This window comes from Microbacterium sp. NPDC064584 (genome assembly GCF_040687315.1).
Classification (GTDB): Bacteria; Actinomycetota; Actinomycetes; order Actinomycetales; family Microbacteriaceae; genus Microbacterium; species Microbacterium lacus.
In genome coordinates, this window is record NZ_JBFBMZ010000008.1 from 61,024 (window position 1) to 84,028 (window position 23,005).

24 protein-coding genes are annotated in these 23,005 nt (G+C 69.9%); 11 read left to right on the top strand and 13 right to left on the bottom strand.

What is annotated here, in order from left to right:
• Window positions 1-202: 202 nt before the first annotated feature.
• Together ugpC and AB0P18_RS12190 are read left to right on the top strand one after the other, a co-directional pair.
• Window positions 203-1,309 carry a sn-glycerol-3-phosphate ABC transporter ATP-binding protein UgpC gene (ugpC, locus tag AB0P18_RS12185; protein WP_363360248.1) on the top strand — a complete coding sequence of 369 codons (1,107 nt, stop codon included), beginning with the start codon at window positions 203-205 and terminating at the stop codon, window positions 1,307-1,309.
• Window positions 1,310-1,385: 76 nt separating this feature from the next.
• Window positions 1,386-2,696: a DUF4032 domain-containing protein gene (locus AB0P18_RS12190; RefSeq protein ID WP_344055083.1), complete on the top strand. Its 1,311-nt coding sequence runs from the start codon at window positions 1,386-1,388 to the stop codon at window positions 2,694-2,696.
• A 33-nt stretch (window positions 2,697-2,729) separates the two neighbouring features.
• Here AB0P18_RS12190 and AB0P18_RS12195 read toward each other — a convergent pair whose 3' ends face one another.
• From AB0P18_RS12195 to cysS, 4 genes are all read right to left on the bottom strand, one after another.
• Window positions 2,730-3,023 carry a Dabb family protein gene (locus AB0P18_RS12195; RefSeq protein WP_363360249.1) on the bottom strand — a complete coding sequence of 98 codons (294 nt, stop codon included), beginning with the start codon at window positions 3,021-3,023 and terminating at the stop codon, window positions 2,730-2,732.
• Between the two features lie 66 nt (window positions 3,024-3,089).
• Window positions 3,090-3,731, bottom strand: coding sequence for an NAD(P)H-binding protein (locus tag AB0P18_RS12200; protein ID WP_363360250.1), 642 nt, complete (start codon window positions 3,729-3,731; stop codon window positions 3,090-3,092).
• Between the two features lie 76 nt (window positions 3,732-3,807).
• Window positions 3,808-4,800 carry a 23S rRNA (guanosine(2251)-2'-O)-methyltransferase RlmB gene (rlmB, locus tag AB0P18_RS12205; protein WP_363360251.1) on the bottom strand — a complete coding sequence of 331 codons (993 nt, stop codon included), beginning with the start codon at window positions 4,798-4,800 and terminating at the stop codon, window positions 3,808-3,810.
• A complete protein-coding gene (cysS, locus tag AB0P18_RS12210; RefSeq protein ID WP_363360252.1) occupies window positions 4,790-6,211 on the bottom strand; it encodes a cysteine--tRNA ligase in 1,422 nt (473 codons plus the stop codon). Before cysS ends, rlmB begins: the two co-directional genes overlap by 11 nt.
• Window positions 6,212-6,283: 72 nt before the next feature.
• On the opposite strand from cysS, the gene AB0P18_RS12215 reads away from it, so the two are divergent.
• Window positions 6,284-7,210, top strand: coding sequence for an EamA family transporter (locus AB0P18_RS12215; protein WP_344055127.1), 927 nt, complete (start codon window positions 6,284-6,286; stop codon window positions 7,208-7,210).
• Between the two features lies 1 nt (window position 7,211).
• On the top strand, window positions 7,212-7,676 hold the full coding sequence (locus AB0P18_RS12220) for a GNAT family N-acetyltransferase (protein WP_363360253.1): 465 nt from the start codon (window positions 7,212-7,214) through the stop codon (window positions 7,674-7,676).
• 6 nt (window positions 7,677-7,682) lie between these two features.
• Here the strand turns inward: AB0P18_RS12220 and ispD are convergent, their stop codons facing one another.
• Both ispD and AB0P18_RS12230 read right to left on the bottom strand, forming a co-directional pair.
• On the bottom strand, window positions 7,683-8,888 hold the full coding sequence (gene ispD / locus AB0P18_RS12225) for a 2-C-methyl-D-erythritol 4-phosphate cytidylyltransferase (protein ID WP_363360254.1): 1,206 nt from the start codon (window positions 8,886-8,888) through the stop codon (window positions 7,683-7,685).
• 20 nt (window positions 8,889-8,908) lie between these two features.
• Window positions 8,909-9,391, bottom strand: a complete 483-nt coding sequence (locus tag AB0P18_RS12230; RefSeq protein WP_344055131.1) for a CarD family transcriptional regulator — start codon at window positions 9,389-9,391, stop codon at window positions 8,909-8,911.
• A gap of 146 nt (window positions 9,392-9,537) precedes the next feature.
• Here AB0P18_RS12230 and AB0P18_RS12235 point away from each other — a divergent pair, with 146 nt between their 5' ends.
• Window positions 9,538-10,011 (top strand): DNA modification methylase, encoded by a 474-nt coding sequence (locus AB0P18_RS12235; protein ID WP_344055133.1) that lies wholly within the window; start codon window positions 9,538-9,540, stop codon window positions 10,009-10,011.
• A 24-nt stretch (window positions 10,012-10,035) separates the two neighbouring features.
• Here AB0P18_RS12235 and AB0P18_RS12240 read toward each other — a convergent pair whose 3' ends face one another.
• Together AB0P18_RS12240 and AB0P18_RS12245 are read right to left on the bottom strand one after the other, a co-directional pair.
• On the bottom strand, window positions 10,036-10,719 hold the full coding sequence (locus AB0P18_RS12240; protein ID WP_363360256.1) for a response regulator transcription factor: 684 nt from the start codon (window positions 10,717-10,719) through the stop codon (window positions 10,036-10,038).
• A complete protein-coding gene (locus AB0P18_RS12245) occupies window positions 10,716-11,936 on the bottom strand; it encodes an ATP-binding protein (RefSeq protein WP_363360258.1) in 1,221 nt (406 codons plus the stop codon). Before AB0P18_RS12245 ends, AB0P18_RS12240 begins: the two co-directional genes overlap by 4 nt.
• Window positions 11,937-12,099: 163 nt before the next feature.
• On the opposite strand from AB0P18_RS12245, the gene phoU reads away from it, so the two are divergent.
• Entirely contained in the window at window positions 12,100-12,774 is a 675-nt protein-coding gene (gene phoU, locus AB0P18_RS12250) for a phosphate signaling complex protein PhoU (RefSeq protein WP_344055139.1), read from the top strand.
• A 67-nt stretch (window positions 12,775-12,841) separates the two neighbouring features.
• On the opposite strand, the gene AB0P18_RS12255 is transcribed toward phoU, so the two are convergent.
• The gene (locus AB0P18_RS12255; RefSeq protein ID WP_344055141.1) at window positions 12,842-13,591 is read right to left on the bottom strand and encodes a phosphoglyceromutase; all 750 of its coding nucleotides are present in this window, start codon (window positions 13,589-13,591) and stop codon (window positions 12,842-12,844) included.
• Window positions 13,592-13,655: 64 nt separating this feature from the next.
• Here AB0P18_RS12255 and AB0P18_RS12260 point away from each other — a divergent pair, with 64 nt between their 5' ends.
• Window positions 13,656-14,474 (top strand): class I SAM-dependent methyltransferase, encoded by an 819-nt coding sequence (locus tag AB0P18_RS12260; RefSeq protein WP_363360260.1) that lies wholly within the window; start codon window positions 13,656-13,658, stop codon window positions 14,472-14,474.
• 11 nt (window positions 14,475-14,485) lie between these two features.
• Here the strand turns inward: AB0P18_RS12260 and AB0P18_RS12265 are convergent, their stop codons facing one another.
• The 4 genes from AB0P18_RS12265 to AB0P18_RS12280 form a co-directional block, all read right to left on the bottom strand.
• Window positions 14,486-15,592: an FUSC family protein gene (locus AB0P18_RS12265; RefSeq protein WP_344055145.1), complete on the bottom strand. Its 1,107-nt coding sequence runs from the start codon at window positions 15,590-15,592 to the stop codon at window positions 14,486-14,488.
• A gap of 7 nt (window positions 15,593-15,599) precedes the next feature.
• Window positions 15,600-16,700: a glycine cleavage T C-terminal barrel domain-containing protein gene (locus AB0P18_RS12270; protein ID WP_363360262.1), complete on the bottom strand. Its 1,101-nt coding sequence runs from the start codon at window positions 16,698-16,700 to the stop codon at window positions 15,600-15,602.
• Entirely contained in the window at window positions 16,700-17,320 is a 621-nt protein-coding gene (locus tag AB0P18_RS12275; RefSeq protein WP_363360264.1) for an FABP family protein, read from the bottom strand. Before AB0P18_RS12275 ends, AB0P18_RS12270 begins: the two co-directional genes overlap by 1 nt.
• A gap of 137 nt (window positions 17,321-17,457) precedes the next feature.
• The gene (locus AB0P18_RS12280) at window positions 17,458-17,748 is read right to left on the bottom strand and encodes a hypothetical protein (RefSeq protein ID WP_344055151.1); all 291 of its coding nucleotides are present in this window, start codon (window positions 17,746-17,748) and stop codon (window positions 17,458-17,460) included.
• Between the two features lie 124 nt (window positions 17,749-17,872).
• On the opposite strand from AB0P18_RS12280, the gene AB0P18_RS12285 reads away from it, so the two are divergent.
• From AB0P18_RS12285 to pstS, 4 genes are all read left to right on the top strand, one after another.
• Window positions 17,873-18,571, top strand: a complete 699-nt coding sequence (locus AB0P18_RS12285; protein ID WP_344055153.1) for a response regulator transcription factor — start codon at window positions 17,873-17,875, stop codon at window positions 18,569-18,571.
• A gap of 44 nt (window positions 18,572-18,615) precedes the next feature.
• Window positions 18,616-20,781, top strand: coding sequence for an RNA degradosome polyphosphate kinase (locus AB0P18_RS12290; protein ID WP_363360266.1), 2,166 nt, complete (start codon window positions 18,616-18,618; stop codon window positions 20,779-20,781).
• Window positions 20,778-21,716 carry an NUDIX domain-containing protein gene (locus AB0P18_RS12295; protein ID WP_344055157.1) on the top strand — a complete coding sequence of 313 codons (939 nt, stop codon included), beginning with the start codon at window positions 20,778-20,780 and terminating at the stop codon, window positions 21,714-21,716. The genes AB0P18_RS12290 and AB0P18_RS12295 overlap by 4 nt, the downstream gene beginning before the upstream one ends.
• A 146-nt stretch (window positions 21,717-21,862) precedes the next feature.
• The gene (pstS, locus tag AB0P18_RS12300; RefSeq protein ID WP_344055158.1) at window positions 21,863-22,972 is read left to right on the top strand and encodes a phosphate ABC transporter substrate-binding protein PstS; all 1,110 of its coding nucleotides are present in this window, start codon (window positions 21,863-21,865) and stop codon (window positions 22,970-22,972) included.
• The last annotated feature ends 33 nt before the right edge of the window (window positions 22,973-23,005 follow it).

Below are 23,005 nucleotides of genomic sequence, written 5' to 3' on the forward strand. Positions count from 1 at the left end.
AGCGATGCTCCGGCATGGCCGCACGGGTGAGGCGACCGAGAACGATGTTAACCAGGCAGGCTGGGAAATCCCCAGACGGCCCGTGCGTGTGAACCGTGTCATACTGGGCGCACGCCCAACGAGGGGCTGCGGGCCCAACCCCCGCTCATTCCATCACTACGGATCGTCCGGCACGTACCTGCCGGTGAAGGAGAAGAGAACAATGGCGTCAGTCACGTTCGACAACGCAACCCGCTTGTACCCCGGTGGCACCCGTGCCGCGGTCGACAAGCTGAACCTCGAGGTCGGAGACGGCGAATTCCTCGTCCTCGTCGGCCCCTCGGGCTGTGGCAAGTCCACGTCCCTGCGCATGCTCGCCGGCCTCGAAGAGGTCAACTCGGGCCGCATCCTCATCGGCGACCGCGACGTCACCGATGTGCCGCCGAAGGACCGCGACATCGCGATGGTGTTCCAGAACTACGCACTGTACCCGCACATGACCGTCGCCGAGAACATGGGCTTCGCCCTGAAGATCGCCGGCGTCGGCAAGGAAGAGCGCGCCGCCCGCGTGCTCGAGGCGGCGAAGCTCCTCGACCTGGAGGACTACCTGACCCGCAAGCCGAAGGCCCTCTCGGGTGGTCAGCGTCAGCGCGTCGCCATGGGCCGCGCGATCGTGCGCCAGCCCCAGGTGTTCCTCATGGACGAGCCGCTGTCGAACCTCGACGCCAAGCTCCGCGTCCAGACCCGTACGCAGATCGCGTCGCTCCAGCGCCGCCTCGGCGTCACCACCGTCTACGTCACGCACGACCAGACCGAGGCCCTCACGATGGGTGACCGCATCGCGGTCCTCAAGGACGGCCTCCTGCAGCAGGTCGGCACGCCGCGCGACCTGTACGAGCGCCCGAACAACGTGTTCGTCGCCGGCTTCATCGGCTCCCCCGCCATGAACCTCTTCCCGGCGGACCTCGCTGAGGGCGGCGTCCAGTTCGGCTCGGAGGTCGTGCCGCTGGACCGTGACACGGTCGGTCGTGCGAACGGCAGCCAGGTCACCGTCGGTGTGCGTCCCGAGGACATCGTGGTGGGCCCCGCCGACGGCAAGGGCCTCTCGGTCGTCGTCGACCTCGTCGAGGAGCTCGGCGCGGACGGCTACCTCTACGGCCACGCGGACATCGCCGGCAAGCGCACCGACATCGTCGCGCGCGTCGACGGTCGCCGTCACCCGAACGCGGGCGACACGGTGACCCTCGCCGCGACCGCCGGTCACGTGCACGCGTTCGACCTTGAGACGGGCGAGCGCCTCAACGACGCTCCCGTCATCTCCGGCAGCTGAGAACACCATCGCGGCGCGGAGGGTCACACCGACCCTCCGCGCCGCGCTTGTCTTTCCCCCGCCGAACGGAGGCAACGTGCCCGACGCCCTGAGCATCACGGCGAGTTCCGTCGACCCCGGGCTGCTCTCCCTCCCCTGGTCCACTCCCCTCGGCGAGTGGCCGAGCAGCAACATCGTCTTCCTGCCGAAGGGCCTCTCGCGCCACCTGGTGCGCTTCGCGAACCTGTCCGGCCGCGTCGTCGCGATCAAGGAGACGACCGCCGAGATGGCGCGGCGCGAATACGACATGCTCGGCAACCTCGACCGGCTCGACGCCCCGTGCGTCGACCGGGTGGCCGTGATCGATGGACGGACGGATGCCGACGGCAGGGAGTTGCCGGCCGCCCTCGTCACCGCGCACCTGAAGTTCTCCCTCCCTTACCGAGCCCTGTTCACGCAGGTGCTGCGGCCCGACACGGCCGGGCGCCTGGTCGACGCACTCGCCGTGCTCCTCGTGCGCCTGCACAACGTCGGCTTCTTCTGGGGCGACGTCTCGCTGTCGAACACCCTCTTCCGTCGGGACGCGGGCGCGTTCGCCGCGTACCTCGTGGATGCCGAGACCGGCGAGCTGCATGAGGGCGGACTCACCCGCGGCCAGCGCCTCCACGACCTCGACGTCGCACGCACGAACATCGCCGGCGAGATCATGGACCTCGAGGCCGGCGGGCGCCTCGAGGGCGGTGTCGATGCGATCGCGATCGCCGACGGGATCATGTCCTCGTACCACTCGCTGTGGGCGGCCCTCACGGATGAAGAGGCGTTCTCGGCGAACGAGTCGTGGCGGATCACCGAGCGCGTGCAGCGCCTGAACGACCTCGGCTTCGACATCGGCGAGATGTCGATCCAGGCGCGCTCGGACGGCACGAAGGTGTCGATCCAGCCGAAGGTCGTGGATGCCGGACACCACACGCGGCGCCTGCTGCGACTGACCGGTCTCGATGTCGAAGAGAACCAGGCCCGGCGCCTGCTGAACGACCTCGACGAGTTCCGTGCGCGCATCTCCCGCCTCGGCGACGACGAGGAGATGGTCGCCCACGAATGGCTGACCCGCGTGTTCGAGCCGGTGATCAAGTCCATCCCGTTCGAGCTGCGCGCCAAGCTCGAGCCCGCCGAGGTCTTCCACCAGGTGCTCGAGCACCGCTGGTACATGTCGCAGGCGCGCGGCAAATCCGTGCCGCTGGCCGAAGTGATCACGAGCTACATAGAGGACGTCCTCCGGCACCGCCGCGACGAGGCGACCCTGATGGCTCCCGAGACCGAGACGATGGCCCTCCCCGTCATCACCGCCGACATCCCGATCCAGGACGACGACGAGGCGGACGCGGTCGACTGGCGCGACCTGGTCTGACTCAGACCAGCATCCGCACCGGGGTCCTGAAGATCAGAAGAGAGCGCTGATCTCGAGTTGAGCGGCGTGACGTCTCTCGACCATCCGACCGAGGAGACGATCGTACACCGCCTTGTGTGAGTCGGAGTCGAGGTACGCCGTCAAGCCTTCAGCGTCGTCGACAACAGCCGCGACGGCATAGTCGGAGTCACTGGGTCGAAGACGAAGGTTCTCGCCGCATTCGTACGTGCGCAGTGACGGGATGCCGGCCGCCATCTGCTTGAGCTCGCTCGTGAGCTGCGCGACGTCCTCTCCTGTGACATCGCGGCGCCATGTGAATACTGCCAAGTGAAGAATCATCGCATTCCTTCCGGGACCCTCGGTCGCGCCGGCACTCACCGGCGCGACCTCAGATCAGTAGCCGACGGTGAAGCGCTCGCGGGGGTGCTTCGGGTTCTCGATCTCGTCGAGGACTGCGACCGCCAAGTCCGGCCCGGAGATGTAGGACTCGCCCTCGGCGTCGGTGACGATCACGTCGCCGCCGTCGCGGTACGTCCCGGTGCGCTCCCCCGGGTTCCATGCGCCGAAGCCGCCGGCGGGGTGGATGTAGAACCAGTCGTGTCCGTGGTCGTTGCGCTGCAGATCCTCGAGGATGTCGATCGCCTCGAGCGCCTCGGGCTTGTACTCCTCGGTGAAAGACGGCTGGTCGATCACACGCTCGCCGCCGGGGGCGACGAGGCTGCCCCCGGCACCGCCCACGACGCCGATGCGCACGGTCGGCGGCAGTGCCGCGACCAGCTCGGCGACGCCCTCGCGGACCTTGCCCAGCATGTCCCCGCGCGCCGGCACGGTCGAGATCACGACATCGACGCCCTCGAGCTCTGCCACGAGACCCGGGACGTCCAGCAGCGTGCCCTCGATGTACGTGGCGTGCTCGACGCGCTCGGCCGGAACGGAGCGGGCGACGGAGACCGCGGTGTGCCCGCGACGCACCGCCTCGGTGACGATGTGGCTACCGGCGTAGCCGGTTCCTCCGATGACGGCGATACGGGTCATGCTGTTCCTTTCGACGGGGTTGAGGAGAGCAAGCGCACCGCCGCGCGATTCATTCCCTCGAATGCAGCGCGACGTCTCACTCCGCGCGGGCGGCCCGGAGCGTGGACACCTGGTACAGCGCGACCGACGCGGCGATCCCTGCGTTGAGCGACTCGGTGGCCGCGTCGATCGGGATCGACACGATCTGGTCGCACGTCTCGCCGACGAGCCGCGAGAGCCCCTTGCCCTCCGAGCCGACGACGATCACGACCGGGCGATCGGCCAGCTGCAGAGCGGGAAGCGAGACGTCTCCCCCACCGTCCAGTCCCAGGACGAACACGCCCTGCTTCTTGAACTCCTTGAGCGTGGCGGTCAGGTTCGGAGCGATCGCGACGGGGATGCGCGCGGCAGCCCCGGCGCTCGTCTTCCACGCCGCGCTGTTCACGCTCGCGGACCGTCGCTGCGGGAGGATGACGCCGTTCCCGCCGAAGGCACCGGTCGAGCGGATGATCGCCCCGAGGTTGCGGGGATCCGTGATGCCGTCCAGCGCGACGAACAGAGGCGTGCGGCCCTGGTCGATCACCTGCTCCAGGATATCCTGCGGGTGGGCGTACTCGTACGGCGGCACCTTGAGGGCGACCCCCTGGTGCACGCCGTCGAAGCCCGCCATGCGGTCGAGCTCGGGGCGGGTCACCTCCATGACGGGGATGCCGCGATGCGTGGCGATCGAGAGCATCTCCTTCACGCGGTCATCCATCTCCACGCGCTGCGCGATGTAGAACGCCGTCGCGGGGATCTTCGCGCGCAGGGCTTCCAGCACGGAATTGCGTCCGGTGACCACCTCGGTGTCGTCGTCCTTCTTCGCCGCGCGCGGCCGGGACTGCGGCTGGCCGGCCGGCTTGCCCTTGCCCCCGGCGGCGGCATAGCGCTCGGCCGCGGCCTTGCGCTTGCCCGCCGGGTGCCACGCGCGGTCCTCGGCCTTCGGCGTGGGTCCCCGTCCTTCGAGCGAGCGCTTGTTCTTGCCGCCCGTGCCCTTCGTGGGGCCCTTCTTGCCCTTGCTGGCGCCTGGGCGCCCCGGCTTACCGGCCATGAATACTCCAATGGGTCTGATCGTTCGTGTCTTCGAGCGTGATGCCCGCAGCTGTCAGCGCGTCGCGGATGCGATCGGCCGCAGCCCAGTCCTTGTCCGCCCGAGCGGCGGCGCGCTGCCCGATCAGGCTCTGCACGAGCGCGTCGAGCGCGAGAGCCTCAGCCCCCTGCGGGGCGTTCCACGTGGCATCCAGCGGGTCGATCCCGAGGATGCCGGTCATCACGGCGACGTCGGCGAACGCCGTCCGCACGGCGTCGAGGTCGCGGTCGTCCAGCGCGGTGTTGCCGGCACGCACCGTCTCGTGCAGCACGGCCAGCGCCTGCGGCACCCCCAGGTCGTCGTCCATCGCGATGGCGAAGCGCTCCGGAACCGCGGCGTCGATGCGGACGTCCTCGGACTCGTCCTGCAGGGCGCGCACCGCACGCTCGAGGAACGCGCGGATGCGTCCGAGGGCTGCTTCGGCCTCGTCGAAGGAGGAGCCGGAGAGGTCCAGGCTCGAGCGGTAGTGGGCTGCGGCGAGCGCGTAGCGCACGACGAGCGGGTCGCGCGCGGCGAGCACGTCGTGGGCGAGCAGGAAGTTGCCGAGCGATTTCGACATCTTCTGGTCGCCGACGGTCACGAGACCGTTGTGCACCCAGTAGCGCGCGAACGGGTCGCCCGCGGCGGTGGACTGCGCGAGTTCGTTCTCGTGATGGGGGAAGCGCAGGTCCAGCCCCCCGCCGTGGATGTCGAACTCCGCGCCCAGGTAGCGCCGCGACATCGCCGAGCACTCGATGTGCCAGCCGGGCCGCCCGGGTCCCCACGGCGATTCCCACCTCGCACTGTCGGGCTCGTCGTCCTTCGCACCCTTCCACAGGGCGAAGTCGCGTGGGTCGCGCTTGCCGCGGGGGTCGGCATCCGCCGCCGGCTCCATCGCGTCGAGCGATTGGCGCGTGAGGACGCCGTACCCGCCCCACGAGCGGACGTCGAAGTACACGTCGCCCTGTGCGGCGTAGGCGTGGCCGGCGTCGATCAGCCGCGTGATGAGCTCCTGCATCTGCGGGATCGAGGCGGTGGCGCGCGGCTCGTACGTCGGCGGGAGGATCCCGATCGCAGAGTGGGCGCGGGTGAACTCCTGCTCCATGCGATAGGCCAGCGCCCACCAGGGCTCACTGTCGGTCGCGTTCGCGAGCACCTTGTCGTCGATGTCGGTGACGTTGCGGACGAACGTGACGCGCCCGAATCGGTGCGCGAGCCACCGGCGCAGGAGGTCGAAGCTCAATGCGCCGCGCAGGTGCCCGATGTGCGGGCCGGACTGCACGGTCGGGCCGCACACGTAGACCGTGACGTTCGAGGGGTCCATCGGCACGAAGTCGCGCAACGCCTGCGCCTTGGTGTCGTAGAGCCGCACGGGCCGGGTACCGGGTGTCACCGCACCAGCCTACCGGCGGGGCCGGGGCAAGCCCCGGTCGGCACAGGGGTCGCTTCACGATAGAACTGGAGGGTGCTGCACGTGTTCGCCGTCCTCGCCGCCGCGCTGCTGTTCGGCACCACCGGCACGTCCCAGGCGCTCGGGCCGGAGGGCACGACTCCGCTCTCGATCGGCGTCATGCGGATGGTGATCGGCGGCACCGGCCTCGCGCTGATCGCGTTCACGCTCGCCTGGCGCCATCGCCGACGGACGGATGCCGCGCCCGCGCCCCGCCTGACCACCGGCGCGCTCGGCCTCATGGTGCTCACCGGGGCGTGCCTGGCGCTGTATCAGCCGCTGTTCTTCCTCGGCACGGCCCGCAACGGTGTCGCGGTCGGCACCGTCGTCGCGCTCGGCTCCGCGCCGATCCTCGCGGGTCTTCTGGAATGGGCGCTCACCCGGCGGGTGCCGTCGCCGACGTGGATGCTCGCGACCGGCCTCGCGACGCTCGGTGTCATCCTGCTCGGCTTCGGCGGCGAAGCGGGCGGCGTGGGCGGCACCGACCCGATCGGGCTCCTCGGCTCGGTGGGCGCGGGAGCGTCGTTCGCCGTGATCGCGAACGCGCAGCGACGGCTGCTGGATGCCGGGTGGGATCCCTTCACGGTCGTCGGCGCGATGGGCGCGAGCTCCGCGGTCATCTTCGCGTTCTTCCTGCCGTTCGTCGACGTCTCCTGGCTCGGCACGACCGCGGGGGTGGTGATGGCGCTGTGGCTGGGCCTGGGCACGATCTCGGTCGCCTATGTGATGTTCACATGGGGCCTGAGCGGGCTCACCGCCGCGACCGCCGCGACGCTCACCCTCGGCGAGCCGCTCACGGCCGCCCTTCTGGGCATCGTCGTCCTCGGCGAACGCCTCTCCGTCCTCGCGATCGCCGGGCTCATCGTCCTCGGCGCCGGCCTGGCACTGCTGGCCTGGGGCTCGCGAGCACGGGATCCGAAGCCGTTCGCCGTGGAGGCCTGACGTGTCGCCGTTGCAGATCCGCGTGGACGATCTGTCCGGCGACGCGACCCGCGCCCTGATCGCCGCGCATCTGGATGGCATGCACGACAGCTCACCGCCCGAGAGCGTGCACGCTCTCGACATCGACGGGCTGCGGCATCCGTCGATCACGTTCTGGTCCGCCTGGCGAGACGATCGCCTCGCGGGGATCGGCGCGCTCAAGACGCTCGACGCCGAGCGCGGCGAGATCAAATCCATGCGGGTGACGGATGCGTTCCTCGGACAGGGCGTGGGCCGGGCGCTTCTGCGCCACATCGTCGCGGCCGCGCGCGATCGTTGCATGAAGACGCTCTGGCTGGAGACCGGCAGCCCGGCGGATTTCGAGGCGGCACGAAGGCTCTACCTCAGCGAGGGGTTCACGCCGTGCGGACCGTTCGCGGACTACCGCGAAGACCCGTACTCGATCTTCATGACCCTGACGCTCTGACCCCGCTCAGGCGCGGACGATCAGCGCCGTCGCGAACGCGGCGACGCCCTCCCCGCGACCGGTGAATCCCAGCCCGTCCGTCGTCGTCGCCGACAGCGACACCGCGGCGCCGCCCAGGGCTGTGGACAGGGCCGCCTCCGCCTCGGCACGCCGGGCGGACATCCTCGGACGGTTCGCCTGCACTTGCACGGCGACGTTGCCGACGCGCCAGCCGGCTTCGCCGAGGAGACCGACCGTCCGGGAGAGGAACGCGTCGGCGTGGGCCCCGGCGTACTCGGGGTGGTCGGTTCCGAAGTGCAGTCCGATGTCGCCGAGTCCCGCGGCGGACAGCAGCGCGTCGACGATCGCGTGCGCGACGGCATCCCCGTCGGAGTGACCCGACAGCGCCGGCTCACCCGGCCAGTGCAGGCCCGCGAGCCAGAGCTCCCCGTCCCCTCCGAAGCCGTGCACGTCGGTCCCGACGCCGACGCGGGGAACCGGGAAGGGGTTCTCCAGGTGCGCGTGCGACGCGCCGAGCGGATGCCGCGCCACGAGCGATCGGGCGCGGTCGAGGTCAGCGGGGGTCGTGATCTTGAACGAGAGCGCGTCGCCGTCGACGACTGCGACGGTGTGCCCCGCGGCGGCGACCAACGCGGCGTCGTCCGTGAAGTCCTCCGCCGCCGTCGCGTAGGCCGCGACGAGGACGTCGCGGCGGAAGGCCTGCGGGGTCTGTGCGGCGGAGAGCTCGGATCGGTCCACGGCCGCGACGATCCGGCCGCCGTCGACCCGCTTGATCGTGTCGATCACGGGCAGCACAGGGATGGCTCCGTCGCTGCCGGACTCGATCGCCTCGATCACCCGGTCGAACACGGGTGCGGGCGCGAGAGCGCGCGCGGCATCGTGCACGAGCACGATCTCGACGTCTCCCCACAGCGCGTCCAGACCGGCCGCGACCGAGGCCTGACGGGTGGACCCGCCCGTGACGACACTCACCAGCTCACGACGATCGCCCGCCGCGGCGAGGGCATCGGTGACGGCATCCCCCTCGTGGCCGCTGGGAGCGACCACCACGATCTGCGCGGACGGGCCCTCGAGCACGCGGGTCAGGGCATGCCGCAGCATCGAGTGCTCGTCGATGCCGACGAACGCCTTCGGAAGATCCGCACCCAGACGGGTGCCGGAACCGGCCGCGACGACGATGACCGCGATGCGCGGAACGGGCGTGATGCTCACGCCCTCACGCTATCGCGCGATCAGCTCGCGAGAACCTCGTCGAGGATCGCGCCGGCCTTCTCCTCGTCGGTCTTCTCGGCCAGCGCGAGCTCGGAGATGAGGATCTGCTTCGCCTTGGCCAGCATGCGCTTCTCTCCGGCCGAGAGACCGCGGTCCTGGTCACGGCGCCACAGGTCGCGCACGACCTCGCTCACCTTGATCACATCGCCGGACGCGAGCTTCTCGAGATTCGCCTTGTAGCGGCGCGACCAGTTGGTCGGCTCTTCGGTGAACGGTGCCCGCAGCACCTCGAAGACGCGGTCCAGGCCCTCTTTGCCGATGACGTCGCGGACGCCGACGAGGTCGACATTCTCCGCGGGTACTTCGATGATGAGATCACCCTGGGTGACGTTGAGCTTCAGATATTTCTTGGTCTCACCCTTGATGACCCGGTCCTTGACCTCGATGATCGTCGCGGCCCCGTGGTGGGGGTAGACGACCGTTTCGCCAACCTCAAAAAGCATGGAGTTATGTCCTTTCGGCAACCTCCAGGATACCACAGGCGCAGATGCGGTAAGGTTCGCCGCCCGCCCCACCGACGCCCGCTCCACGGCACCGACGACGCACCCCTAGAATGCTAGAGATGTCGTCGTCCGGCCCAGGAGGATCCGTGAAATCGCGCCTTATCGCGTCGCTCGCCCTGAGCACCCTCGTGGTTCTGGGAACCAGTGGCTGTGCTCTGCTGTCCACGCAGGCGACCACGATCCCCTACTCCCCGTCGGACGGCGTGAACATCCCCGACTCCGGTCCGCTGCAGGTGCGCAATGTGCTCATCGTCAGCGATGAAGAGGGTGTCGACGGCAACCTCGTCGCCGCGATCGTGAACGCGACGAACGACCCCCACACGCTGAACATCGAGTGGGGCGAGGGGTCGTCGAAGTCGTCGGAGGAGATCCGCGTCCCGGCCCTGAGCACGGTGAGCCTCGGCACCGCCGAGACCGATCCGCTGCCGCTGGAGGGCATCGACACCAAGCCCGGCGCGAACCTCCCGATGTATTTCCAGTCCGGGGACGGCGAGGGCATCCTCTTCGACGTGCCCGTCCTGGACGGCGCACTGCCGTACTACGGCGACCTGCTCCCCTGATTCAGGGCGGGCCCCCGCGGGCCATCACCCCTCGAAGCGGTAGCCGAGCCCGCGCACGGTCATGAGCATGGTCGGCTCGCTCGGGTGCTCCTCGATGCGCGAGCGGATCCGCTTGATGTGGACGTCGAGCGTCTTGGTGTCGCCGAAATAGTCTGTCCCCCACACCCGGTCGATCAGCTGCCCGCGTGTCAGCACCCGGCCGGCGTTGCGCATGAGGACTTCGAGGAGCTCGAACTCCTTGAGCGGCATGTTGATCTCCCGGCCGTTCACCGCGACGGTGTGGCGGTCGATGTCCAGAACCACCCGACCGCCGTCCAGGACGTGGTCCGCCAGGTCGGTCTCGGTGTCGGCGAGGCGTCGCAGCACGGCGCGCATGCGCGCCAGCAGCTCCCGTGAAGAGTACGGCTTGGTGACGTAGTCGTCTGCTCCGAGTTCGAGGCCGACGACGATGTCCACTTCGGAGTCCTTCGCCGTCAGCATGATGATCGGCACGCGCGAGGTCGCACGGATCTGCCGGCACACCTCGGTCCCCGGCATGCCGGGAAGCATGAGATCCAGCAGCAGGATGTCCGCACCGCGCTCGCGGAAGGCGCTGAGCGCGGCAGGCCCGTCCTCGGCGATCTCGACGTCGTAGCCCTCCCTGCGCAGCAGGTAGGCGAGCGGGTCGGCAAGGTCGGGCTCGTCCTCGACGATCAGGACGCGTGTCATACGGTGGCTCCGTTCGTGGGAGGCGCGGCGGGCGTCGCCGGTGCCTTCTTCTTCCTCTTCGCGCGGCGACGGGGCGGCGCGACCTGGTCTGCGGGCGGATCGATGAGCGGCAGCCGGATCGTGAACGTCGACCCCCGCCCGGGACGCGACCACAGCCGCACTTCGCCCCCGTGTCGCTGCACGGCGTGCTTGACGATCGCGAGCCCCAGACCGCTGCCGCCCGTGCGGCGCGACCGGGCCTGGTCGGCGCGGTAGAAGCGCTCGAAGACGCGCTCCTGATCTGCTTCGGAGATGCCGATGCCGCGATCCGTGACGGCGATCTCCACGACGCCGTCGACGGCCTTCACGCCGATCCCCACGTGAGACCCGCGAGGCGAGTAGGCGATCGCGTTCGCGACGAGGTTGCCGATCGCCTCACCGAGCACCTGCGCATCTCCGCGCACGTACAGCCCCCGGTCCCCTCCGCGGTCGATACGGACGCCGGCCGCGTCCGCCTGGATGGCGTGCGCGTCGGCGGCGGCCGCGACGACCTCGTCGACGGCGACCTCTCGTTCGTCCGTGAACTCGTCCGCCGCCTGCAGGCGGGAGAGATTCATGATGCGCGACGTGAGCAGCGCGAGCCGGGCGGCTTCGGCCTGCAGTCGCCCGGCGAAGTGCCGAACCTGATCGGGGTCGTCCGCAGCGGATTCGATCGCCTCCGACAGCAGGCTGACGGCACCCACCGGGGTCTTCAGCTCATGACTCGTGTTCGCGACGAAGTCGCGCCGCATCTGCTCCACCCGCTCGCGCTCGGTGATGTCCTTCAGGACGAGCAGGGTCAGTCGCGGTGAGATCCGCGAGGCGCGCACCACCACGAGGCGCGGCTCCGCGGGCGGTGCACCGCGCTGCAGTCGCAGCGTCGCGGTGATCACGGCCTCCTCGGCGCGGGCCCTGCGCGCGATCGCGCGCAGTTCGTCGGACGGCACGACGTCGCCTTCGCCGAGGTGGAAGGGGATCGCCGCGGTCGAGGCGGCGAGCACGGTCGAGGAGGTGTCGACCACCACGGCGGCATCCTCCATGCCCTGCATCACCTCGCCGATCCCGACGGGGATCGCCGATGACGTCTCGTGCTGGGCCCGGTCACGGGCGCGCAGTGCGATCACGATGCCGGTGGACACCGAGCCGCCGATGACCGCCCCGAGCAGAAGGGCGAGCAGCGCGAGCTGCGTCGAATCCATGGCTCCACGATAGACGGCGGCGTGCTCCGTCCCCGGCCCACCCGGGCGCCCGGGTGGGGGCGTCCGGATACTATTCACTCGCGCGGCACCGTTCGTTAACCTTCGGTGGCGATGATCGCCAGGTCGCGAGGCGTGTGCCTGCTGCGGAACGAAAGGTGCTGCGATGCGCGAAGTCTTCCATCAGTCCCTCGAGGACGTCCAAGGACGTCTGGTCGAGATCGCCGAGCTCGTCACGATCGCCATCGACAAGGCGACGCGCGCGTTCAGCTCCAGCGACGTCGCCCTGGCCGAAGAGGTCATCGAGGCCGACGCCGTGATCGACGAGAAGGCGGTCGAGCTCGACGAGCTCGCGATCGAGATCCTCGCCCGCCAGCAACCCGTGGCCCGCGACCTCCGCATCGTCGTGAGCGCGCTGCGCATCAGCGCGTCGCTCGAGCGCATGGGCGACATCGCCGAGCACATCGCCCAGCTGACGCGCATGCGGTTCCCCGAGCGGGCGATCCCGAAGGGGCTCAAGTCCACCTTCACCAAGATGGGCGAGCTCGACGTCGCCGTCGCGCGCAAGCTCACCGAGCTGCTGCGCACGGAGGACCCGATCCTGGCCGAGGAGATCCGCAACGACGACGACAAGCTCGACGACCTGCACGTGAGCGTGTTCGAGAAGGTGCTCAGCGACACCTGGCAGGGCGAGGCCTCCGCCACGGTCGACGCGACGCTCGCGAGCCGCTACCACGAGCGGTTCGCCGACCACGCGGTTTCCGTGGCGAAGAAGGTCGTCTACCTGTCCACCGGCGACTGGACCGTCGAGACGGGCACGATCGACATCGTCGCGCCCTGAGGCGCGACGCACACGAGGAGAGCGGATGCCGAGGATCGGCATCCGCTCTCCTCGTGTTGAGCGCGGGTTACTTCTTGCCCTGGCTCGCGACGGCCGCGGCGCCGGCTGCGGCGGCTTCGGGGTCGAGGTATTCGCCCGGGCCGAGCGGCGCGAGGTCCTCGCCCAGACGGTAGACGAGCGGGATGCCGGTGGGGATGTTGAGCTCGGCGATGTCGGCGTCGCTGATGCCGTCCAGGTGCTTCACCAGGCCCCGCAGCGAGTTGCCGTGCGCCGTCACGAGGACGGTCTTGCCGGCGCGCAGATCCGGGACGATGTCGCTCTCCCAGTAGGGCAGGAAGCGGTCGATCACGAGCTTGAGCGACTCCGTGCGGGGCACTTCGCCGTCGATTCCCGCGTAGCGCGGATCGTGGACCTGGCTGAACTCGGAGTCGTCGTCGAGCGGCGGCGGCGGGACGTCGAACGAGCGGCGCCACAGCATGAACTGCTCGGGACCGAACTCCTCGAGCGTCTGAGCCTTGTCCTTGCCCTGCAGCGCGCCGTAGTGACGCTCGTTCAGGCGCCAGGTGCGCTTGACCGGGATCCAGAGCCGGTCGGCGGCGTCCAGAGCGAGGTTCGCCGTCTGGATCGCGCGGCTGAGGACCGACGTGTGCAAGACGTCGGGCAGGATGCCGGCCTCGGCGAGCAGCTCACCACCGCGGGTCGCTTCGGCCTTGCCCTTCTCGGAGAGCCGGACATCGACCCATCCGGTGAAGAGGTTGAGCTCGTTCCAGACGCTCTGGCCGTGGCGGAGGAGGATCAGCGTGTAGGGCGCGGTCATGGCCCCCATGATAGCGAGCGGCCTGCCGTCCCCCGGACGGCGGGGAGCCTGCCATCATGGCCTGATGGGTTCGGGCCGCGCCCCTGTCGGGCAGATCACGCGCGGTACCACCGGCACGAATCGCCTGCGACGCGTGGATCGCTGGATCGCGCGTCATCCGGCGCTGCGGCGGACGACGGACCCGCTCGTGGTCGACCTGGGGTTCGGGGCGAGCGCCGTCACTGCCCTCGAGCTGTCCGCGCGCCTGCATCGCACGCGCCCCGACGTCGAGGTGATCGGGCTGGAGATCGACCCGGCGCGGGTCTTGCGGGCGCGTGAGCAGCTTTCCGCGGTCCGCGCGGGCGGCACGCGCTTCGCCCCCGATGCCCGGGTCGACTTCGCGCTCGGCGGGTTCGAAGTCCCCGTCTCCCGCCGCCCCTCGGTCATCCGGGCGATGAACGTGCTTCGGCAGTACGACGAAACGGATGTCGCCGCGGCGTGGCAGCGGATGGCGGCGCGCCTGCAGCCCGGCGGCCTGCTCGTCGAGGGCACGTGCGACGAGCTCGGGCGCATCTGCACATGGGTCGGGATCGATGACCGCGGCGAGCCCCAGACGCTCACGGTGTCGCTGCGCCTGACGAGGCTCGAGTCGCCCGCGATCGCCGCGGAACGTCTGCCGAAGGCGCTCATCCACCGCAACGTCCCGGGCGAGCGGATCCACGACCTGCTGGTCGAGCTCGAGCGGGAATGGGAGCGCGCGGCCGGCCTCGCGCCGTTCGGTCCCGTGCAGCGCTGGGAGGCGGCGCTCGGCGCCCTGCGTGATCGCGGCGTGCCCGTACAGGCGCGCGGACGGTGGCGCCTGGGCGAACTCACCGTTCCGTGGCACGCGGTCGCGCCGCGCTGAGCGCCGCCTGCTCAGATGCGGGGCACGCAGGCCCGCGCCTCGGCGCCGGGCATCCCGGTCGCCGTGAGGAGGTCGACCGCGAGGGGACGCAGCGCCGCGATGAAGTTCAGCTCGCCCGCCGATCCGTCCGGCAGGATCGCCGCCGGGTCGAGTCGGACCGCGACGGCCCTCACGGCCTCGCGCGCGACAGGCTCGGCGGAGATGTCGGACAGGGACTGCGCGATGAGCTCAGCCCCGCGCGCGAGCTCGGTGAGGACGTCGGCGTCGATCGGTCGCGGGGCGCCGTCCTCACAGAGGTACACCACCCGCCGCGCGATCACGCGCAGGTTGCGGGTCACGAGGTCCATGGACTGCCGCACCCGGTCGTGGCGCTCGAGCTCGGACCGATGACGGCGGAGGAACGGCGAGATCTTGGCTATCGCGATCGCGGAATCCAACGACGTGGCCCAGGCATCCACGAGAGGCTGCAGGGCGCGAGCCTTCTCGAGTCCGCGCTCGGCCCGCATCCGATCACCGCGCCGCAGGGCCTGCGCCATCGTCCGCGTCGCCGACTCGACCGCGGCGAACACCGCAGCTGCCGTGCGCAGCTCCTCCCGCTGAAGCGTGCGCGGGATGAGGGCGGTCACGACGAGCGCCGCGATCCCGCCGACGACCCCGTCGATGAGCCGCTGGAACGGGGTGTTCGCCGGGATCACCATCACGATGAGCGCCTGGATCGCCGCGGCGATCGCGAAGCTCGCCTGTGCGGAGAGGAACCGGGCGACGACGAGGGTGAGGCCCAGAGCCAGGGCGAGCTGCCACCAGCCGGAACCGGCGACGAGAAGGAGCACTTCGGCGACCAGGATGCCGACCAGCATGCCCAGGACCGTCTCGAGCACGCGCCGCGGGCGAGCGTCACGCACGAGTCCGAGGCTGGAGACGCACACGGTCGCTGCGAGGAGCGGCGCCGGGTGACCCAGCACATACGCCGCGAACGCGTACGCCCCCGTCGCAGCCACGACGATCTGCAGGATCGCGATCGACGATCCCCCGACGCGCCGCAGTCCCCGGCGTGGGTCGAGCCGGCGTCGCCACCCGGTCGCGATCGCCGTCGTGGTCGGCTCGGCGGCCTCGCTCATCGTCCCGTCAGCCGGCTCGGCGGCCGAGCCGGGGAAGACGCGGCACGTTCGCCGTCGCCCCGGCCTCAGGCGGCACGATCACTTCCTGCGCCCCGACGACGTCGCCCTCGGCGGTGCGGACGATGAGCTCGGCGCCGACCGGAGTGTTGCGCCGCACGACCGCGAGGGCGATCGGACCCTCCTCGTAGTGACGAGCGGCGGAGGTGATCGCCCCGACGACGGAACCGTCCACGAGCACGTCGTCGCCGCGGGCAGGCAGCACCGAATCGCTGCCGTCCAGCTGCAGCGCCACGACCCGGCGCGGCGGGTGCCCGAGATTGTGCACCTTGGCGACCGTCTCCTGGCCGCGGTAGCAGCCCTTCTCCAGGTGCACCGCAGTGCGGAGCCAATCCACTTCGTGCGGCAGCAGGCGCGCGTCCACTTCGCCCGCCCACCGCGGACGCCAGGCCGCGATCCGCAGCGCTTCGGCGGCGTCCGTCCCGGCGAGCGTCAGGTCGCCTGCGGCAGCGGCATCCGCGATCGTCTCCTCTTCGGCGCGCGGCACGATCGCCTCCGCCCAGTCCCGGTCGCTGCCGGGATGCGCGGCGGGTACCGCGTACGCGTGGCCCCCGGCGCCCACGGCCGGCCAGGGATCGCGCCAGACGAGCGGCACGGCGTCCGGAGTCGCGACGGCGAGCGCGGACACGGCCTCCGCCGTCCCGCCGAACACCGCGAAATCGGCACTGCGGTCCTGCGGATCGACGCGCAGACGGAAGCGCATCCGCACGAGCCAGGCCAGCAGCCCCTCGGCGTCATCACGGTCGGCGATCAGCCACGTCGTGCTGCCGTCGTCGAGAACGGATGCCGCATGCTCGACGTGGCCGTGGGGGTCGAGGACGAGCAGCTCGGTGCTCTCTCCTGGCGACAGGCGGGCCAGCGCCTGCGAAGAGAGCGAGTCGAGCCACGTGAGCCGGTCCTCGCCGAAGACGGAGAGCACGCGTCGATCCGACAGCGGAGCGATCGCGCGCCCGGCGGTCAGGGCGCGCTGCTCGCCGAGCGGGTTTCCGAGATGACGCAGTCCCGTCTCGCCGAGCACGGCGCCGGGAACGCGGGCGTAAACGTCGGCCATCACTGCACCCGCGCCAGGCGTGCGGACGCGTGCGAGGACAGTTCGCGACCGTACGCCGCGATGTCCCACGCCCAGAGCAGATGCGCGTCGACGAGACCGTACATGCGGGTTGCCGCAGCGTAGACCTTCGTGCCGGCGGTGCGTACGACCGCGTCCGTGGCCAGGTCGATCCGGGGGCCGCGGATGGATCCGAGATACAGCTCGCTGATGCCGTCCGAGTGGACGATCGAAGCCTCGATGTCGAATCCGCCCTCGGCGTTGCGGAGCTTCTCGACGTCGTCGGCGGAGCGCGAGACCGGGGCGGTGCGGGCCGGCAGCAGACCAGGACCCGCGTCGGCATCGGATGCGGCGCGCGACAACCGCCAGTAGCCCATCTCGGAGACCAGCGGGATCCGCCCGCGCTCGGTATCGCCCTCGGCGGGGTCTTGCAGCAGCCACGCGCTCGCGGAGTAGTTCAGCGCCGAGCCGCCGTCATGGCTGAAGCTCACGCGATGGAGGAACTCGCCGGCGAACCGATGGTCCTCGATCTCGTAGTCGATCACACCGGTGCCCTCCCAGACTCCGGTGAGCCAGGACAGCGGTGCGAGGTCGGCGGGCAGGTCTGTCGGCAGATCGAACACGACCGTGCCGCCGTCAGCGCTGGCCGCGGTAGAGGTTCTTGATCACGACGCCGGAGACGAACACGATCGCGAGGGACGCGAGCGCGAGAAGCCCGACGAAGAACAGTTCGAGCGCAACGAGATCCATGACCGTCAGTCTATCCGGGAACGACCGCCGCCAAGCCGAAGCCCAGGCTGATGACGCCCATCGTGAGGAGCGCCCCGAGTGTGCTCGCCGCGACCCGCTCGGTGAAGCCCTGCGAACGCCCGAACCACAATTGGATCGCGAACGCGAGCACGACGCAGCCGCCGAGTCCGACGGTCAGCCACGCGGCTCGCCACGGCTCGGGCACGAAGATCCCGATCGCGACCCCGAGGAGCGCGGCGATCACCCACACGGCGATCACGCCGCCGAAGGTGCGACGAGGAGCGAGTTCGGGGGTGGCCACGGGTTCATTCTCGCGCACGACGACACCGATCCGCACCCGGTGTCGCCCGCGGAATCCGTCCGAGACCGCCGAGCGCTCTAAACTGGACCGACGGCGGCGCTCCCTGCGCCGGAAGGACGGCGTTTTGGCACAGCTTCTCGTTCTGAGCTCGGCTCCCGGCGGCGGGCCCGTGCTGCCTTCGCTCGAACTGCTCAGCCACCGCGTGCGGCAGATCCCCGCCGAACCTGCTCAGCTCGTGAACGCGCCCAGCGCCGAGATCATCTTCGTCGACGCGCGCCTGGATCTGGTCGGCGCCAAGTCGCTGTGCAAGATCCTCAACACGACCGGCCTCGACGCCCCGCTCCTGCTCGTGGTGACCGAGGGCGGCCTCACGGCCGTGTCCACCGATTGGGGCGTGGACGACGTCATCCTCGTGACCGCGGGGCCCGCCGAGGTCGACGCTCGCATCCGCCTCGCGATCGGGCGCATGACGAAGGACGCCGTCTCCACGCGCATCCAGACCTCGGGCATCACGATCGACGAGTCGTCCTACTCGGCGAAGGTCCACGGCAAGCCCTTGGACCTGACGTACAAGGAGTTCCAACTCCTGCACTTCTTCGCCACGCACCCCTCGCGGGTGTTCACGCGCGAGCAGCTGCTGAGCGAGGTCTGGGGATACGACTACTTCGGCGGCACGCGCACCGTCGATGTCCACGTGCGACGACTCCGCGCCAAGCTCGGCGACCTCGAGCAGCTGATCGGCACGGTCCGCAACGTCGGCTACCGGTTCAACGTGTACGAAGAGGACCAGCTGCCCGCGCCGCGAGAACGCACCGGCGCGTAGCAGCCGTTCACACGCGCGTCACCCCCGCCTGCAATGATGTGGGGATGATCGAACACGACGTGCTCGACGCGGGCCTCGGCGACGCGGACGACGACGACTTCGACCTGTCCGAGGTCGCCGACGCCGAGTTGCCGGACAACCGGTACCTCGACCGCGAACTCAGCTGGCTCGCCTTCAACCAGCGCGTCCTCGAGCTCGCCGAGGATCCGGCCCTTCCGGTGCTGGAGCGGGCGAACTTCCTCGCGATCTTCGCCAGCAACCTCGACGAATTCTTCATGGTGCGCGTCGCAGGCCTCAAGCGCCGCATCCTCACCGGCCTCGCCGTGCCGACCAACGTCGGCCGCTCCCCGCAGGACGTACTCGCCGACATCTCCGCCGACGCGCACGCCCTGCAGCTGCGGCACGCGGACGCGTGGACGTCGCAGGTCAGGCCGGCGCTGGCGGATGCCGGTATCGAGGTCATCTCGTGGGATCAGCTCACCGACGAGGAGCGGGGCCGGGTCTCGGAGTACTTCCAAGGGCAGGTCTTCCCCGTGCTCATGCCGCTCGCGGTCGACCCGGCGCATCCCTTCCCCTACATCTCGGGCCTGTCGCTGAACCTCGCGATCCGGATCCGCAACGCCAAGACCGGACGCCAGGAGTTCGCCCGTCTGAAGGTGCCGCCCATGATGCCCCGCTTCGTGGACGTCTCGCGGCACGGCGACACCGTCCGCTACCTGCCGCTCGAGGAGCTGATCTCCAACCACCTGGAGGATCTGTTCCCCGGCATGGAGATCCTCGACCACCACGCGTTCCGCCTCACCCGCAACGAGGACGTCGTGATCGAGGAGGACGAGACCGAGAACCTGATCCAGGCGCTGGAGGCCGAGCTGCTGCGGCGCCGGTTCGGCCCGCCGATCCGCCTCGAGGTGGGCGACGATATGGACGACGTGACGCTCGACCTCCTCATCAGCGAGCTCGACATCACCGCTCAGGAGGTCTACCGGCTGCCCGGATCGCTCGACCTGCGCGGACTGTTCGACCTCGCCAAGATCGACCGACCCGACCTGCACTACCCCTCGCACGTCCCGACGACGGCACTCGCCTTCCAGCCCCGTGAGCAGAACGGCCGCTCGGACATCTTCAGCGCGATCCGTCGTGCGGACGTCCTCGTCCACCACCCCTACGAGTCGTTCGCGACGAGCGTGCAGGCGTTCCTGGAGCAGGCGGCGAAGGATCCCCACGTCCTGGCCATCAAGCAGACCCTGTATCGGACCTCGGGCGACAGCCCGATCGTGCAGGCGCTCATCGACGCCGCCGAGGCGGGCAAGCAGGTGCTGGCCCTCGTCGAGGTGAAAGCACGGTTCGATGAAGCCAACAACATCGTCTGGGCCCGCAAGCTCGAGAAAGCCGGCGTCCACGTCGTCTACGGTCTCGTCGGGCTGAAGACCCACTGCAAGCTCGCGCTCGTCATCCGCGAAGAGGACGGCCTGCTCCGCCATTACAGCCACGTGGGCACGGGCAACTACAACCCCAAGACGAGCCGCATCTACGAGGACTTCGGCCTCTTCACGGTCGACGACCAGGTGGGGCGCGACTTGACCCGCCTGTTCAACGAGCTGAGCGGCTACGCGATCGAGAAGAAGTTCAAGCGCCTGCTGGTCGCTCCCCTCCACTTGCGCAAGGGGCTCCTGCGCCTGATCGACAAGGAGCGCCGCAACGCGCTGGACGGCAAGCCCGCCCGCATCCGCATCAAGGTGAATTCGATGGTCGACGAGCAGATCATCGACGCGCTGTACCGTGCCAGCCAGGCAGGCGTTCCGGTCGAGGTCTGGGTTCGCGGCATCTGCTCCCTCAAGCCGGGTGTTCCCGGGGTGAGTGAGAACATCAGGGTGCGCAGCATCCTCGGCCGCTACCTCGAGCACTCGCGCATCTTCATGTTCGACAACGACGGCGATCCGCAGGTCTACATCGGCAGCGCCGACATGATGCACCGCAACCTCGATCGCCGGGTCGAGGCGCTCGTGCGCGTCGTCGCCCCGACCCACCTCACCGAGCTCTCCGAGCTGTTCGACCTCGCGATGAGTGACGGAACGAGCTCGTGGTGGCTCGGCTCGGAAGGCGAGTGGACGCGTCACAGCGTCGACGCCGACGGCAAGCCGCTCGTGGACATCCAGGATCGAACGATGGCCGCGGTGCAGCGTCGCCGCCGCTCGCGGGCGGTGCGATGACCGAGACCGCCGTCTACGCGGCGGGTGGGGTGCTGTGGCGCGTCGTCGACGACAAGCTCCTCGTGCTGCTGATCCACCGCACCCAGTACCGCGACGTCACGCTCCCCAAAGGCAAGGTCGACCCCGGAGAGATGCTCGCGGAGACCGCGAGCCGTGAGATCTTCGAGGAGACCGGCATCCGGGTGAGCCTGGGTGTACCGGTCGGCGTCTCTCGATACCGGATGCCGAACAAGCGGCAGAAGATCGTGCACTACTGGGCGGCCGAGGCCACGGACGCCGCCATCCGGGCCTCCGCGTTCGTGCCCAACAAGGAGATCGCCGCCCTCGAGTGGGTGCCGCTGAAGAAGGCGGCCGGGCGCCTGAGCTATCCGGTGGACGTGGAGATCCTCGAGCACTTCGCCCGGCTCGTCGACGAAGGCGTGCTGCAGACGTTCCCGCTCATCGTGCTCCGCCACGCGAAAGCGCTCCCCCGGGAGGAGTGGGACGCCGCGGACGCCGCGCGACCGCTCACCGGACGTGGCAAGAAGCAGGCCAACGCGATCGTCGGTCCCCTGCTCGCCTTCGGTGCCCGCAAGATCATCTCCAGCCCCGCGACCCGGTGCGTCAAGACCGTCGCCCCGATCTCGGCCGCGCTCGGGCGGAAGATCGAGAAGACGGCGCTCATCAGTCAGGACGCGTGGGAGGAAGGCACTTCGGACGCCCGCACGATCGTCGGGCAGCGCGTGCGCGCGCGCAAGCCCGTCGTCCTGTGCAGCCACGGCCCGGTACTGCCCGAGATCCTCACGGAGATCGCGATGGCCACGGGGACCCTGCGCGGCTCCTACCTCGGCAGCGCGTCGGCGTTGGAGCCTGCGGCGTTCTCCGTGGTGCATCTCTCCGTGAACAATCCGGGCTCGGGGATCGTGGCGATCGAGACGCACGCGCCGAAGGTCTGACGCCCGGCGCATCCGATGCGCCCGAATACATCCTCGCCGTTCACCTTCCGTTCACCATCCGAGCGCACTCTCTTAAGAACCCGCGCCTACGGTCAGTGCGGGCCCTGCACCGGGCTCACATCCCTGACACGTGAAGGATTCACACAGTGAGAATCTCCCGCATCGCCCAGGTGGGCGCTGTCGCCGCCATCGCGGCCCTCGCCCTCGCCGGCTGCGCCGCAAACGAAGGCGGGTCGACCACCCCGTCCGAATCCGCCGGTCCCGCCATCTCGGGCGAGATCGCCGGTGGCGGCGCCACCTCGCAGGAAGTCGCCGTCCAGACCTGGACGGCCGGCGTCCAGGAGGCCAACCCCGACGTCACGATCACGTACGACCCGGCAGGCTCCGGCGCCGGTCGCGACTCCTTCATCGCCGGCGCGATCCAGTTCGCGGGCTCGGACCGTGCGTTCAAGAGCGACGAGATCGCGGACAGCACGTTCGCCGCGTGCGTCGAGGGGACCGACATCGTCGAGCTGCCCCTCTACATCTCCCCGATCGCCGTGATCTTCAACCTCGACGGAGTCGACTCGCTCGACCTGGACGCCGAGACGCTCGCGAAGATCTTCGCCGGCGAGATCACGACGTGGAACGACCCGGCGATCGCCGACCAGAACCCGGACGCGACGCTCCCCGCGACCGCGATCACCCCCGTCGTGCGCTCGGACAAGTCGGGCACCACCGGCAACTTCACCGACTACCTGTCGGCGAACGCCGAGAGCATCTGGACGTTCGGTTCGGTCGAGGAGTGGCCGGCGACCGCCGTCACCCCCGAGTCGGCGCAGGGCACCTCCGGTGTCGTCGCCGCTGTCGAGGGCGGACAGGGCACGATCGGCTACGCCGACGCCTCGCGCGCCGGCGACCTCGGCACCGTGGCGATCAAGGTCGGCGACGAGTACGTCGCATACTCGCCCGAGGGCGCGGCCAAGGCCGCCGACGTCTCGACCATGGAAGAGGGTCGCGGCGCCGGTGACCTCGCGATCAAGATCGACCGCACGACCACCGAGGCCGGCGCCTACCCGCTGATCCTCATCAGCTACAGCATCGCGTGCGAGCAGTACAACGACGCCGCGGTCGCCCCGGTCGTCAAGGCGTACCTCTCGTACGCCGCGTCCGCCGAGGGCCAGGACGCCGCGGCCGCCGCGGCCGGCAGTGCGCCGATCTCCGACGCCCTGCGCGAGCAGATCACCGCAGCGATCGACCTGATCGTCACGGACTGATCCTCCCGCCCGGCCCGGCGGATCCTCCGCCGG

What these genes read in the sequence shown, in the direction of transcription:
- ugpC (WP_363360248.1), top strand. Translation starts at nt 203, where the DNA reads ATGGCGTCAGTCACGTTCGACAACGCAACCCGCTTGTACCCCGGTGGC.
- AB0P18_RS12200 (WP_363360250.1), bottom strand. Translation starts at nt 3,731, where the DNA reads ATGACCCGTATCGCCGTCATCGGAGGAACCGGCTACGCCGGTAGCCAC.
- rlmB (WP_363360251.1), bottom strand. Translation starts at nt 4,800, where the DNA reads ATGGCCGGTAAGCCGGGGCGCCCAGGCGCCAGCAAGGGCAAGAAGGGC.
- AB0P18_RS12230 (WP_344055131.1), bottom strand. Translation starts at nt 9,391, where the DNA reads ATGCTTTTTGAGGTTGGCGAAACGGTCGTCTACCCCCACCACGGGGCC.
- AB0P18_RS12240 (WP_363360256.1), bottom strand. Translation starts at nt 10,719, where the DNA reads ATGACACGCGTCCTGATCGTCGAGGACGAGCCCGACCTTGCCGACCCG.
- AB0P18_RS12245 (WP_363360258.1), bottom strand. Translation starts at nt 11,936, where the DNA reads ATGGATTCGACGCAGCTCGCGCTGCTCGCCCTTCTGCTCGGGGCGGTC.
- phoU (WP_344055139.1), top strand. Translation starts at nt 12,100, where the DNA reads ATGCGCGAAGTCTTCCATCAGTCCCTCGAGGACGTCCAAGGACGTCTG.
- AB0P18_RS12255 (WP_344055141.1), bottom strand. Translation starts at nt 13,591, where the DNA reads ATGACCGCGCCCTACACGCTGATCCTCCTCCGCCACGGCCAGAGCGTC.
- AB0P18_RS12260 (WP_363360260.1), top strand. Translation starts at nt 13,656, where the DNA reads ATGGGTTCGGGCCGCGCCCCTGTCGGGCAGATCACGCGCGGTACCACC.
- AB0P18_RS12265 (WP_344055145.1), bottom strand. Translation starts at nt 15,592, where the DNA reads ATGAGCGAGGCCGCCGAGCCGACCACGACGGCGATCGCGACCGGGTGG.
- AB0P18_RS12270 (WP_363360262.1), bottom strand. Translation starts at nt 16,700, where the DNA reads ATGGCCGACGTTTACGCCCGCGTTCCCGGCGCCGTGCTCGGCGAGACG.
- AB0P18_RS12290 (WP_363360266.1), top strand. Translation starts at nt 18,616, where the DNA reads ATGATCGAACACGACGTGCTCGACGCGGGCCTCGGCGACGCGGACGAC.
- AB0P18_RS12295 (WP_344055157.1), top strand. Translation starts at nt 20,778, where the DNA reads ATGACCGAGACCGCCGTCTACGCGGCGGGTGGGGTGCTGTGGCGCGTC.